At 61.8% G+C, this 13336-nt stretch carries 10 protein-coding genes; 5 read left to right on the top strand and 5 right to left on the bottom strand.

Features of this window, described 5'->3' with window-relative positions; translation table 11 throughout:
* Positions 1–58: 58 nt before the first annotated feature.
* Entirely contained in the window at positions 59–559 is a 501-nt protein-coding gene (gene tpx, locus ACB035_RS12810; RefSeq protein WP_005341463.1) for a thiol peroxidase, read from the bottom strand.
* 184 nt (positions 560–743) lie between these two features.
* Here tpx and ACB035_RS12805 point away from each other — a divergent pair, with 184 nt between their 5' ends.
* Complete coding sequence (locus ACB035_RS12805) at positions 744–3191, top strand: zinc/cadmium/mercury/lead-transporting ATPase (protein WP_371167409.1); 2448 nt, start codon at positions 744–746, stop codon at positions 3189–3191.
* 201 nt (positions 3192–3392) lie between these two features.
* On the opposite strand, the gene pulA is transcribed toward ACB035_RS12805, so the two are convergent.
* The gene (gene pulA, locus ACB035_RS12800; protein WP_371167408.1) at positions 3393–7457 is read right to left on the bottom strand and encodes a pullulanase-type alpha-1,6-glucosidase; all 4065 of its coding nucleotides are present in this window, start codon (positions 7455–7457) and stop codon (positions 3393–3395) included.
* Positions 7458–7719: 262 nt separating this feature from the next.
* Between pulA and ACB035_RS12795 the strand changes: the two genes are divergently transcribed.
* Entirely contained in the window at positions 7720–8133 is a 414-nt protein-coding gene (locus ACB035_RS12795) for a hypothetical protein (RefSeq protein ID WP_058058596.1), read from the top strand.
* A 47-nt stretch (positions 8134–8180) separates the two neighbouring features.
* On the opposite strand, the gene dmeF is transcribed toward ACB035_RS12795, so the two are convergent.
* Positions 8181–9146, bottom strand: coding sequence for a CDF family Co(II)/Ni(II) efflux transporter DmeF (dmeF, locus tag ACB035_RS12790; RefSeq protein WP_181269258.1), 966 nt, complete (start codon positions 9144–9146; stop codon positions 8181–8183).
* Positions 9147–9217: 71 nt separating this feature from the next.
* Here dmeF and ACB035_RS12785 point away from each other — a divergent pair, with 71 nt between their 5' ends.
* The 3 genes from ACB035_RS12785 (at position 9218) to ACB035_RS12775 (ending at position 11913) form a co-directional block, all read left to right on the top strand.
* On the top strand, positions 9218–9493 hold the full coding sequence (locus tag ACB035_RS12785) for a metal/formaldehyde-sensitive transcriptional repressor (protein WP_005348831.1): 276 nt from the start codon (positions 9218–9220) through the stop codon (positions 9491–9493).
* Between the two features lie 127 nt (positions 9494–9620).
* Entirely contained in the window at positions 9621–10817 is a 1197-nt protein-coding gene (locus tag ACB035_RS12780) for an amino acid aminotransferase (protein WP_128815084.1), read from the top strand.
* A gap of 163 nt (positions 10818–10980) precedes the next feature.
* Positions 10981–11913: a LysR family transcriptional regulator gene (locus tag ACB035_RS12775; protein ID WP_100646832.1), complete on the top strand. Its 933-nt coding sequence runs from the start codon at positions 10981–10983 to the stop codon at positions 11911–11913.
* Positions 11914–11976: 63 nt separating this feature from the next.
* On the opposite strand, the gene ACB035_RS12770 is transcribed toward ACB035_RS12775, so the two are convergent.
* Positions 11977–12300 carry a DUF1820 family protein gene (locus ACB035_RS12770; protein WP_371167407.1) on the bottom strand — a complete coding sequence of 108 codons (324 nt, stop codon included), beginning with the start codon at positions 12298–12300 and terminating at the stop codon, positions 11977–11979.
* A gap of 138 nt (positions 12301–12438) precedes the next feature.
* The gene (locus tag ACB035_RS12765; protein ID WP_371167406.1) at positions 12439–13326 is read right to left on the bottom strand and encodes a YjjW family glycine radical enzyme activase; all 888 of its coding nucleotides are present in this window, start codon (positions 13324–13326) and stop codon (positions 12439–12441) included.
* Positions 13327–13336: the final 10 nt, after the last annotated feature.

The following is a 13336-nucleotide window of genomic DNA, read 5'->3' as shown; positions in this document are numbered from 1 at the left end:
ACGGACAATTCCCGCATAAAAAATCCCGCCGAAGCGGGATTTTTTATGGCTTGCAGCCTTACAGCACGGCCAGCGCCGCAGCGTAGTTCGGCTCGTCGGCCACTTCGGCGACCAGCTCGCTGTGCAGCACCTTGTTGTCACCATCCAGCACCACGATGGCGCGAGCGGTCAGACCGACCAGCGGACCGGAAGAGAAGGCAACGCCGTAATCTTCCATGAAGGCTGCACCGCGCAGGGTGGAGAGGGTTACTACCTTGTCCAGACCTTCGGCGCCGCAGAAGCGGGACTGGGCGAACGGCAGATCGGCGGAGATGCACAGCACAACTGTGTTCTCCAGCGCGCTGGCCTGCTCGTTGAACTTGCGCACAGAGGTCGCGCAGGTCGGGGTATCGACGCTCGGGAAGATGTTCAGGATTTTGCGCTGACCGGCAAAGCTTGCCAGGGTCACGTCGGAGAGGTCCTTGGCCACCAGGGAGAAGGGCTTGGCTTGCTCACCGGCGACCGGGAAGTGACCAGCGACGGAAACCGGGTTGCCTTGCAGAGTGACTGAGTTGCTCATGTGTTATGTCCTTTATTGGTGTAGTAAAAATCCGGGTGATCAGTATAGGGGCGGCGGGACCAGACAAACACCCGCGAAGACAAGGGATATAAAGGGGTTGACCTTGGACTTAACACCAAGGTTTAGACTCCTCCTCGGTAATCAGGGATCTCGCAGGGGCGGGATCCATCAAGAGGGACTCATCATGAGCAAATCCTGCTGCAATCATCAGCACGCCGCCCCCATCAAGGCCGTCAGCAAGGCGGCCCCCGGCCAGAGTGAGCATCACCACGATAGCCACTGCTGCGACAACACCACGCCCGTCAGTTGCTGTTCAAGCCCGACGCCTCATGAGCACGCATCCCGTGACGGCAATGAATCCCCCGGGGATGAAGAGCCTCCCCGAGGAAGCTGTCACGATCAAGCTTGCTGCAGCGCCCCCTTATCGCCAGCTCACGATCATAAGCATGAGCATGAGCACGATATGCCCCCTGCCGACCCGCTGGTTGCGCCGGAGCAAGGTAACAGTCGCCACAGCTGGCAGGTGTTGGGGATGGATTGTCCCAGCTGCGCCCGCAAGATCGAGACCGCCGTCAGCCGGGTGAGCGGCGTGCAACAGGCGCGCGTATTATTTGCCACCGAGAAGCTGGTGGTGGATCTGGCCCCCGGTCTCTCCCCCGATCCCGTCACCGCCGCCGTGCTGGCCGCCGGTTTCCAGCTCAAGGGGGAAAGTGCTGACAAGCAGGCAGCTGGCCGCGAGCAAGCTTCACAACAGCCCCTGCAGGGCAATCTATTCGGTAACTTTTGGGGCAAATATTGGCAGCCCCTGTCACTGGCCGGCCTGATGTTGGTCGCCGCCCTGCTGCCGAAAGAGTTCGGTCAGCCACTCTTTACCCTGGCGACCCTCTGGGGTCTGTGGCCCATCTCCCACAAGGCGTGGGCGCTGACCAAAAGCGGCTCCCCCTTCGCCATCGAGACCCTGATGACGGTCGCCGCCTTGGGGGCCCTGTTCCTCGGCGAAACCGCCGAAGCGGCCATGGTGCTGCTGCTCTTTATGCTGGGTGAGCATCTGGAGGCCTACGCCGCCGGACGTGCCCGGGCCGGAGTGACCGCCCTGATGGCGCTGGTGCCCGACAAGGCGCTGCGGATCCGTACCACTGCCGAGGGCGATGTGCGGGAAGAGGTCGGCGCCGATGAGCTGCGTCCCGGCGATATCATCGAAATCGCCCCGGGTGCCCGCCTACCTGCCGATGCCCGTCTACTCGATGAGCTCGGTGCGTTTGACGAGAGCGCCCTGACTGGCGAATCCATTCCGGTGGAACGTCGCCAGGGGGACAAGGTGCCGGCCGGCAGTCTGGCTGCCGATCGAGTGCTGCGCCTTGAGGTGGTGTCCGAACCCGGCAACAACGCCATCGACCGCATTCTGCACCTCATCGAGGAGGCCGAAAGCCAGCGCGCGCCCATCGAGCGCTTTATCGACCGCTTCAGCCGCTGGTATACCCCGGCCATGATGCTGGTCGCCCTGCTGGTGGTGCTGGTGCCGCCCCTTGCCTTCGGCCAGAGCTGGGACGAGTGGATCTATCGCGGGCTGGCGCTGCTGCTCATTGGTTGCCCCTGCGCGCTGGTCATCTCCACTCCGGCAGCGGTTACCTCGGCGCTGGCTGCGGCAACCCGTCAGGGGGCGCTGATCAAAGGGGGGGCCGCGCTGGAGCGATTGGCCCATATCGATACCGTCGCCTTTGACAAGACTGGCACCCTGACGCTGGGCAAGCCGCAACTGACCGAGCTGGTGAGCCTCAATGGCCAGCCGGAGACCGAGTTGCTGGCACTGGCGGCTGCCATCGAGCAGGGCTCCCACCACCCGCTGGCCCGCGCCGTGGTCGCCAACGCGACCGAACAGGGGCTGGCGCTGGCGGAGGCCCGCGACCTGCGCGCACTGCCGGGCATGGGGGTTGAAGGATGCATCAACGGTGAACTGTGGCAACTGCTGGCACCGAGCCGGGTGGCGGCCCTGAATATGGAACAGCAGACCCGGATTGCTTCGCTGGAGCGGCAGGGCAAGACCGTTGTGGTGCTCTGCCAGAGCAGCGATGCTCAGGCGTTGCCGGTTGCCCTGCTGGCGCTGCGGGATCAGATCCGGCCGGAGGCGGCAGCCGCACTGCAAGAGCTCAACCGGCTCGGGCTCAACAGCATCATGCTGACCGGGGATAACCCCAACGCTGCCGAGGCGATTGCCACCGAGCTGGGCATGGGCTGGCGTGCCGGTCTGCTGCCGGAGAACAAGGTAGAAGAGATCGCCAAGCTGGCCAGCACCCGGAAGGTTGCCATGATCGGCGATGGCATCAACGATGCCCCCGCCATGAAGCGGGCCAGTATCGGCATCGCCATGGGGGGCGGCACCGATGTGGCACTGGAGACCGCCGATGCGGCGCTGACCCACAACCAGCTCGGTGGTATTGCCGCGATGATCCGGCTGTCGCGGGCGGCACTGGCCAATATTCACCAGAATATCGCGCTGGCGCTGGGGCTGAAGGCCATCTTCCTGGTCACCAGCCTGCTCGGCATCACCGGCCTGTGGATTGCGGTGCTGGCCGATACCGGCGCCACCGCGCTGGTGACCGCCAACGCCTTGCGGCTGCTACGCAGGGGTTAAGCCAGCCAATGGCATCCCAGCCAAAAGCCGTCCCCCAACCGGGACGGCTTTTCTTTTTCCTCTCACGGCCCCCCGTAAAAGAAAAAGCGCGCCTGCCGGTCGGCAGTCGCGCTTTGCTTACTCTCTCGGAGTTATCCCACCCTTGGCAAGGTGGAATTCAACCCGGGGGCGCCGAGCCATCCCCCGGACTCAATGGCTTGCTTACTTGACGCTGCACTCCTGAATGACGGCAGTACCCGCCTTGACGCCAGCCGGGTCAACCTTCACCAGCACACTCCACAGCCCCTGCGACAGGGTGATGCTGTTATTGGCACTGCCCCCCTTGGAGAAGGCGAACGAATAGCCGGTTTCAGCGTTCACCGCGCCGCCACCGTTGAGCAGGTACTCCTTGCTCCAGTCCTCGTTGGCCACCTTGAACTCGGTGCTGCCGGCATAGTTGAACGCCGCCTGATAGATGGCGAGATCGCCGTCCATTCCCTTGTAGCTCAGCTGGTACTGGGGCTGGGCATTCCAGCCAGAAAGCTCACCCTTGACGAACAGGTTGTAGCCGAGCGGATTGCCCGCCACCGTCTCCAGCACCTTGCAGCTCTGCACCGGCTCGGTGAAGCTGACGCTCAGGGTCGGTTTGTCCTTGTTCATGGCGGTAAAGACAAACTTGTAGCTGCCTGCCTTGGCCAGATCGACACCGATGTTGCCGGTATCGCCACCCTTGCAAAGGGTCAGCGGAGTGCCTACCACCAGCTTGTCACCAACGTTGCAGCTGCCGTAGTTGACCGGCCCCCAGCTGGCGTCAGCGATCTTGACGTTGGTGGTACCCAGCTTGTCGGTGCTCACCTCGGTAGTGAACTCATACATAAAGTTGCCGCTGAAGGTCATCTGGTTGGTGTTACCCCACTCATCGAGGAACCCCTTCAGATAAACATCGGTGTTGCCAAACGGTGGCAGGGTGCTCAGGTCGGTCTTCTTGCTGACCGGCAGGCCCGCGCCCTGTGCACCAGACTGCGGCTTGACGAACACGGCGGCAGACCAGGCCCCCAGCGTCAGCTGGCCGTTATCATAGGCGGCGCCGCTGGCGATGCTGTCGACAGCGCGATGCTTGCTGCTTAGCACCATACCGCTCAGATCGATCGGCTGATCGTTGCCATCACGGAAGTCGCCGATGCTCTGGCTCTGGTTGCTGGCGTTGATCATCACCACCAGACCGTCGATGGCCGGATCCAGATCCGCCCCGGCACTGACGCCATCATCCACCGTCATGACGATAAGGCCGGGCACCTGATCCGGGCCGGTATTGCGGAAGTCGACCCGCTTGATCACCTCGGCTCCGCTGCCCAGACGCAGCAGGCGGGAGGAGTTGCGCAGCTCCGCCAACTCCTGATAGAAGCTCACCATCTGCGCCATCTCGGCCGAGCCCGGCTTGGCATGCTTGCCGAGCACCTGCTCGATCAGCGGATAGTTGTCACCATCCTTGTCCTTGCGCGGCAACCCCTTGTCGAAGTTGTTGTCGCCCAGGGTGTAGTCGACCTTGTTGTACCAGTCGCCCGAGTCATAGCTGTCCCGCTCCATGGATTTGGAACGCAGCAGCTCGACACCGGCGTGGGTGAAGGGAATGCCCTGACCCAGCATGGCGGTCGCCAGCGAGACCCCCTGCATCCGCACCAGATCGGCACTGGCAGGCGCCTTGTAGATCAGGTTGTCGAACAGGGTCTGGTTGTCGTGCTTGTCGACATAGTTCTGCACCTCCACCGGATCCTGGGCATAACCGGCGCTCTGACCGTTGTAGTCGATCTCGGCGCCTTTCTTCGGCATGCCATCCTTGTCGGTCAGCACGAACTCCTTGAGGTTGCCCGCCATGCCGAGCCGCACCAGATCGGACTGGTGCAAGGCCGTAGCCAGATCCACCTTGCTCATTTCGTTAGGAGCGACGAAAGCACCGTTGCCAAAGCCCTGGGTCTTGCGAATGGTATCGCCACCGTCGAACGGACTGCCGCCGCGCACCGCATCGCGCAAGCGGTCCGAGAAGGAACCGATGCCGGTACCGCCCAGATGCTTCTGGGTCGCCTGCACGAAGCGCTTGTCATCCTGCACTTCGCCGAAGTTCCACCCCTCGCCGTAGAAGTACATCTCGGGATTGACCTTCTTCACCGCGGCCAGCGCCTGCACCATCTGATCTTTCGGATGGTGGCCCATCAGATCGAAGCGGAAGGCGTCGATCTTGTAGTCGCGCGCCCAGGTGACCAGAGAGTCATCCATCAGCTTGGCGAACATGACGTGTTCCGGCGCCGTGTTGGAGCAGCAGGTGGAGTTCTCCACCGAGCCGGTCTCCGGATTGAGGCGCTGATAGTACCAGGGCACGATCTTGTCGAGCACCGACTTGGGGCCGAGCCCGGATTCGTTGGTGTGGTTGTAGACCACGTCCATCACCACGTTCATGCCGATGTTCTGCTTGATGGCCTTGACCATCTCGCGGAACTCCAGAATACGTTTGGTGCCCTCGGCGTTGGTGGCGTAGGAGCCTTCCGGCGTGGTGTAGTGGTAGGGATCATAACCCCAGTTGAAGGAGTCGACGCCACGCAGATAGCCGGAGAGCTCCTGCACCTGCGGATTATCCTTGCTGTCGCCCCCTTGCAGGTCGGCCAGCACATCCCCCACGGTCTGACCGCCACCGCAATAGCCGCCAAATCTGGATGTTTTCACATCCGGATTGATCTGACAGAGCTTGCTGAAGTCATCGCCGAGATTGGCAACCTTGGCCGGATCCTCGTTGACGGTGGCGATATCGAACACCGGCAGCAGGTGCAGGTGGCTGACGCCGCTTTTTGCCAGCGCTTTCAGATGGTTGACCGGTACAGAGTCGGGCTGGGTCAGACCGACAAATTTGCCGCGCTTCTCTTCATCGGTGGAGGCATCGTTACCGGTCAGGTCGCGAATATGGGCCTCATAGATGGTGATGTCGGCGGGGTTCTGCTGGCTGTGGGGCGCCTTGAGGCTGTCCCATCCTTCCGGTTTCAGGGCCGGATCGTCGAGATCCACTACCTGACTGAACTCGGAGTTCATCGCGAGGCTCAAGGAGTAGGGATCGGTCACCTCGTAGTGCTCGACCTTGCGGCTCAGCGGGTGGTAGACCTCCATGTCGTAGCGGTAGAACTGGCCGATCAGCTCGCTGCCCCCTTCGTAACTCCAGCTGCCGCTGGCGCTGTCGAAGGTCATGGCCACTTCACCACTCTTCTGGTGGCTGGCGTTGTAGAGGGCCAGCTTGACCGACTTGGCGGTCGGCGCCCAGAGGCGGAAGGTCACCCGGTTACCCTCCACCACGGCACCATAGCTCAGCTTGGTCGCCTCGGGAGCATAGAGCGCATCGAGAGCACCGGCGCTCTGCACCAGGGTCGCCCCCTGCAGGATACCATCGGCATCGGTGCCGATAGCCACCAGTTCCCCCTTGAGCAGGGGCTTGAGATCTTTCCCGGCAGGCAGGGCAAAGGCGGCCGCATCCTTGAGGTGCGGATATTTGGCCTGCTGCTCGGCAGTCAGGCTGGTCGCGGTCAGGCTGATATAAGGGAAATCGAACACCCCATCGGCATTGGCCTTGATGGTGCCCGAGTCGCTGTAATAGAGGCGAACATGGGGCTTGTCCTTGCCCCCTTGCCAGATCAGGGTATTGCCATCGATAAGATGGGCGCTGGCCCCCGCCACGCCAAAGGCGGCGGTAAAGGCTTCGGCACGGCTGCCAAACAGATCTTTCTTGCCCGCGACGATGGCCACAGTGCGATCCGGGTGCTCACTGAAGCTCACCTTCATATCGCTGCCGGTCAGGTTGGCCAGATCGCCGTTGCGAGCGATAAAGTTGATGCACCCTTCCACATTTTTGAGCGGAACAACCCAGGCCGGACCAAAGCTGTCGGCGGTGGCTGGTGTCTTGCTCTTGTCATCCCAACCGGTATTCAGGCCACTATCAGCCGTTGCCTGGCAGGCGTCGTTATTCCAAAGGTGCAGGCTGTGGCTGTCAAACGGTGCCTTGGCTCCTTTGGTTGCCGACTGGGTATCCACCAGCGCAATGACCGCCTGATTTTCGCCGGCAACCAGCAACTCTTTCGGGGGATCCATCTTGGGCAGACGGGCGACAGGCCCATCGGTGACTTCAGGTGTAGGCGGTGTAGGGGGAACGGGGTTCACACCGGAGGCATCAGAGCTGTTGTCATTACAGCCAGACAAAAGCGCGAGCAGTGAGGCTGTTACCAGCGCCACTTTGGTCTTTTTCATATCCATATTTTTATAATTCCCGCTGTAGTTAGTCTCGATAGTCGAGCACCCGGTCATTGCCAGGCGGTGCCATATTAATCAGCGGCAATCGATTCAAATGTGAGCGGAAGGGCAAAAAAACCATCCAGTTTCAACAAGATAACGTTTTCAGACTGAAACTTCGATCCGGCTCACAGACCTCGTGGCCATTTGGCCTCATATCTGGAAAACGGCAGTCACGGGGTCAGAAAAGCAATGTCTGATCAAGTGGATAGACAAGGAGTAAGCAATGAAACGGATTGAAGAGCAGGCAAGACGACTCGATCAGGAGTATCAGGCGATCGGGCAGCTGTTCGACCAGTTTTGCCAGCAGGCTGGCACCCTGGCCGAGCAGTATCACTTCTTCAACTGGCCCGATTATGAAGACTCGCCCCCGCTGAGCCGCGCCTTCACCCTGCTGGGGGAACCCCGCGAACTGCGGCTGCGCTGTCAGCCCGGCGAGCGCTCCGCCCTCCATGGCCTGATCCAGGTGGTCTCGGAGGATGGCACCATAGATGCCAGCCTCGGGTTTCGCGCCGATGGCCAGCTGCTGCTGGAGTCGGGCAAGCTGCTGGACAACCCGCCCGGACTGCTGCTCAAGCTGCTGCTCGGTGCTGTGTGGCAACACAAGCCCCAGGATGAGATCACCGGGCAGCCGCACTGACATCAGAGTGCCAACGGCACTGAAACCAAGGGGGCCAACGGCCCCCGTTATTTATCCTGTTCGCTGGCGATCTCGATGGTCACATGCACCAGCTCTTCATGGATCGCCAGCCGCTCGCGGATCTGCTGCGCCGGTAACGGATTGACCATCAGCAAAGAGAGCACGCAGGCATACTGCTGCTGCCCTACCCGCCAGACGTGCAGATCGCGGATATCAGTGCCCGGCAGTTCGGCGATGACCTCGCGGATCTCCGCCACCAGCGGGGTATCCATCTCGGCATCCAGCAGCACCCGACCAGAGTCGCGTAACAGACCCCAGGCCCACACCGCGACCAGCCCTGCACCCACTATGCCCATCAGCGGATCCAGCCAGTCGGCCCCCCACAACATACCCCCCACCAGCGCCAGAATCGCCAGCACGGAAGTGGCCGCATCCGCCAGCACGTGGATATAGGCGGCGCGCAGGTTGAGATCCTGATGGCCGTGGTGATCGTCATGGTCATGATGATGATCGTGGTCGTGATGCTCATGATGGTGGTCATGCCCATGGTGATGGTGGCCGTGATCATCCTTGAGCAGCCAGGCACAGGCGAGGTTTACCAGCAGCCCCACCAGCGCGATAGCGATCGCCTGTTGATAGTGGATCGGGCTGGGATCGAGCAGCCGGAACACCGACTCGAACAGCATCAACCCGGCCACTCCCACCAGCAGCAGGGCGCTGGTGAAGCCACCCAGCACCTCGATCTTCCAGGTGCCGAAGCTGAACCTGTGGTCGCGGGCGAAGTGGCGGGCGGCGCGGTAGGCCAGCACAGAGAGACCGAGCGCCAGCGCGTGGGAGCTCATGTGCCAGCCATCGGCCAGCAGCGCCATGGAGTTGTAGAACCAGCCACCGCCAATTTCTGCCACCATCATGATGACAGTCAGCAATACGGCCCAGCGGGTCTTCTGTTCGGCCAGCGGATTGCCCTCATGGATGACGGGTTGATGACAGTGGGATTGAGCGAGGGATGACATGGATTTCTCCTGAGAGCGATGATGCAATATACTATACCCTAGTATAGTTTTATTGATCGAGAGGATCCTGCATGTCCCACACCATTCACGACAAAAAGAAGTTGCTGGCACGGGTGCGCCGCATCAAGGGACAGGCAGGTGCGCTGGAGAGCGCGCTGGAGCAGGAGAGCGACTGCGCCGCCATTTTGCAGCAGATCGCCGCCATCCGCGGCGCCGTCAACGGCCTGATGCTGGAGGTGCTGGAGGGGCACATGCGCGAACACCTGGGCGCCGCAGATGCCACCCCGGCAGAGCGGCTGGAGGATCTGGATCAGGTGGTCAGCGTCCTGCGATCCTATTTGAAGTAAGCAGGATCGCGGCGCCATCCCTTCAGGCTCGACCAGCGTCGGGCTTGAGCCACCGCCAGCTTTGCGCCATGATGTCCAGCCCGGCTGACCGCCGGTTTTACTGGACAGTCAATTTCAAGGATCCCCCATGTTTGAACACGTCGATGCCTATGCTGGCGACCCCATCCTGACGCTAGTCGAGACCTTCCACAAAGACACCCGCGAGCAGAAGGTGAACCTGGGGATTGGCCTCTATTACGACGAGCAGGGCCGCATTCCGCTGCTGCCGTCGGTGCAGCAGGCCGAAGCCCAGCGCGCCGCCGCCCCGGCCCCGCGCCCCTACCAGCCGATGGAAGGCGCCGCCAACTACCGCACCGCAGTGCAACACCTGCTGTTTGGTGCCGACCATGAAGCGGTCAAGGCGGGACGTATCGCCACCATCCAGACCATCGGTGGCTCAGGCGCGCTGAAGATCGGCGCCGATCTGCTCAAGCGCTACTTCCCGACCTCCGAGGTATGGGTCAGCAATCCCACCTGGGACAACCACAAGGCGATGTTCGAGGGAGCCGGCATCAAGGTGCATGACTACCCCTACTACGATGCGGCCACTGGCGGCGTGCAGTTCGATGCCATGATCGACTGCCTGAGCAGCCTGCCGGCGAAGAGCATCGTGCTGCTGCACCCCTGCTGCCACAACCCGACCGGGGTGGATCTCTCCCGTGCCCAGTGGGATCGAGTGATCGCGCTGGTGGTCGAGAAGAACCTTATCCCCTTTATGGATATCGCCTATCAGGGCTTCGGTGACGGGCTGGAAGAGGATGCCTACGCCATTCGCGCCATGGTGGCCGCCGGCGTCAGCTTCTTCGTCAGCAACTCGTTTTCCAAGAACCTCTCCTTCTACGGCGAGCGCTGCGGTGGTCTGTCGGTCATCTGTCAGGATGCCGAAGAGGCCAGCCGTGTACTGGGCCAGATGAAGGCCACCGTGCGCCGCAACTACTCAAGCCCTCCTACTCACGGTGGCCAGATCACTGCGGCAGTGATGAGCCAGCCCGAACTGCACGCCATGTGGGTCGATGAAGTGACCGAGATGCGCACCCGCATCAAGGCGATGCGCCAGAAGTTGTTCGAGGTGCTGAGCGCCAAGGTGCCGGGCCGCGATTTCAGCTACTTCATCAACCAGCGCGGCATGTTCAGCTACACCGGCTTCACCCCGGAGCAGGTTGACAGACTGCGCGAAGAGTTCGCCGTCTATCTGGTGCGCTCCGGCCGCATGTGCGTGGCGGGCCTCAACAGCCGCAACGTCGACTATGTGGCCGACGCCATGGCGGCGGTGCTCAAGGGCTAATCCGCATCAGCCCCGCTTTGGCGGGGCTTTTTTGTCTGTTGCGTTCGCAGTCACCTCTTGAGGAGTCTGCTCACCCTCCCCCTGCTGTGAGAGAATGCCAGCAGGTCACGCTGAATCTCCCTGATTCCAAGCCTGTTTATCTTCATCAATTTCAGGAGCCAATATGGATCTGATCGCTCTCTCTAGGCTGGGAGGTCGCCATCTGGTCACCCTGCACCTGCTGCTCGACAACCAGAGCGTCACCCGCACCGCCGAGCGGCTCTGCACCACGCCTTCCACCGTCAGCAAAACCCTCAACCAGCTGCGGGATCTGCTGGGGGATCAACTGCTCTACCGCCAGGGCAACCAGCTGCTGCTCACCCCCATGGCCGAGCGACTGGCGCCCACCCTGCACCGGCTGTTGGGGGAGCTGAACGGCCTCACTCGCCAGAACGCCTTCAACCCGCAGCAGTGGCAGGGCACATTGCGGCTGGGATTGCGCGAGAGCGTGATGACCTGGCCGGTGGGCCCCATTCTGGGTCAGCTGATGAAAGAGGTGCCGGGCATGGTGCCGGAGATCTGGAACAAGGATGAGCAGGGGTTGGAGGCGCTGGCAGCGGGCAAACTCGACTTCGTGATCCTGCCCCATGACCAGAGCCAGCCGTTGCCGCGCCAGCCCGGGCTGGTATGGGAGACCCTGCGGGAAGAAAAACTGGTCTGCCTGCTGCGCAAAGACCACCCCGCGCTGGCCAAGCCCTGGGATCTCGATGCCTACCTGAGCTGGCGCCATATCGCCATTCGGGATCAGGAGCTGGCCAACCCCTTCTTCGAGCAGAGCCTGGCCCAGCAGCAGGTGCGTCGCCAGATTGGCGCCACCCTGCCCGATTTTGCCAGCGCGGCGGCCCTGCTGCCCCAGACCGATCTGATCCTCACCGCCATCGGTGGCTGGGCGGCCTGCATGGCCAGTCAGCCGGATCTGGTGATGCGTCCGGCACCGTTCGATTACGGCAAGGTGAGTCACAGTCTGGTCTGGTATGGCCCAGCCGGTGATGGCTCGGCCCGTCACTGGTTCCGCCAGCGGATCCTGCAACTGGGTCGCGAATTGATTGAGCCCTGAGCCGGGCGACAAGGAGAAGAGATTGATGTTTCACCGCGGCGAAACATCAATGGCAAGTATGGACTAGGGACGTTTGGTATAGATGGGGCTGGGGAAGGAGGCGACGTTGCTGTCCAGATCCGTGATGCGGGCTGCCCCCTGCTTTTTCACTAGATCGATGCGCAGCACCTGATGCATAGGGATAAGAGTCTGGCGCACATCGGCAAATTCGCTCTTGAGCTTCTCGTGACTGGGATCGACGATAAGAGCCGTATGGTTGTCCCAGACAAAATCGGCAATCTCGATAAAACCGAACAGCTGGCCCTGATTGACTTCGCGCACATAGACTTCGTAGCGCTCGCTGTGGCAAATAAACTGAACCCGATATAACGCCTTGCTTTCACTCATGATTATCTGTCATTGAGGGGTAAGAAGATGGCCATTATTCTAGCCGCCGTTCTCGCCCCCTCCAATAGACAGAAATCACAGTTGCGGCCTTTCCATGCCGCACCTCACACCATGACGGTCACCGGATGACGCAACCACTCAGCTCATCAAGGCAGGCAGTGAGACAGGCCCCAATCCCGCTGCACGCAAGCGGTTGGCCAGCTGTTCCAGCTCGGTTTGGTGAGCCTCTGGCCATTGCGCCGCTGCCCCCCGCACCCCGTGATGGCGAAAGCCGTTGAGGCGAATGGGCACAGGCCCAAGCTGCTGCAAGAAGGCGGCGAGATCCGCGTCCAGCTCACCACTCGCATCCAGAAAATCGCTCTTGCCCGGCACATGGAGCAGCCGCAACTCGGCCAGCTTGCCGTAACTTGCCAGCAACCTGAGCGAAGCCAGCACCCGCTCGCGGCCATAGCCGGTCAGAGAGAGGTGTACCGAGTCACGCCACCCCTTGAGGTCGATCATGGCGCCGTCGAGCACCGGCAATAGCCGCTGCCAGCCGGTTTCGGCCAGCGAGCCGTTGCTGTCGAGCAGGCAACTGAGATGGGCCAGATCCGGTGCGCCCTTGATGGCAGCAAACAGCGCAGCCACAAAGGGGAGCTGGGTGGTCGCCTCACCACCGGAGACGGTAATCCCGCTCAACAGTGGGCCGTAGCGACGCAGCAGGGCCAGCACCTCGGCCACCGTCATGGTAGCGGTCTTGGGATTGGCACTGCGCGGGCAGACATCCAGACAGGCGTCGCAATCGGTGCAGAGCGTTGCCTGCCAATGAACCTTGCCTTCGCTCATGGAGAGGGCGCCGCTCGGACAGACCGCAAGGCAGTCGCCGCAATCGTCGCACTGCCCTATGGTGTGCGGGTTGTGGCAGCCGGGGCAGCTGAAGTTGCACCCTTGCAGAAACAGCACCAGCCGGTTGCCCGGCCCGTCGACACAGGAGAACGGCAGCACCCTGCTTACCAGGGCGCTGCGTGTTGGCAAGACATCAGCCATCGGTGCGAAC

Source organism: Aeromonas sp. S12(2024) (assembly GCF_041402305.1).
Lineage (GTDB): Bacteria > Pseudomonadota > Gammaproteobacteria > Enterobacterales > Aeromonadaceae > Aeromonas > Aeromonas veronii.
Note: the sequence above shows the minus strand (reverse complement) of the source record. Positions and strands in the feature narration are given on the sequence as shown.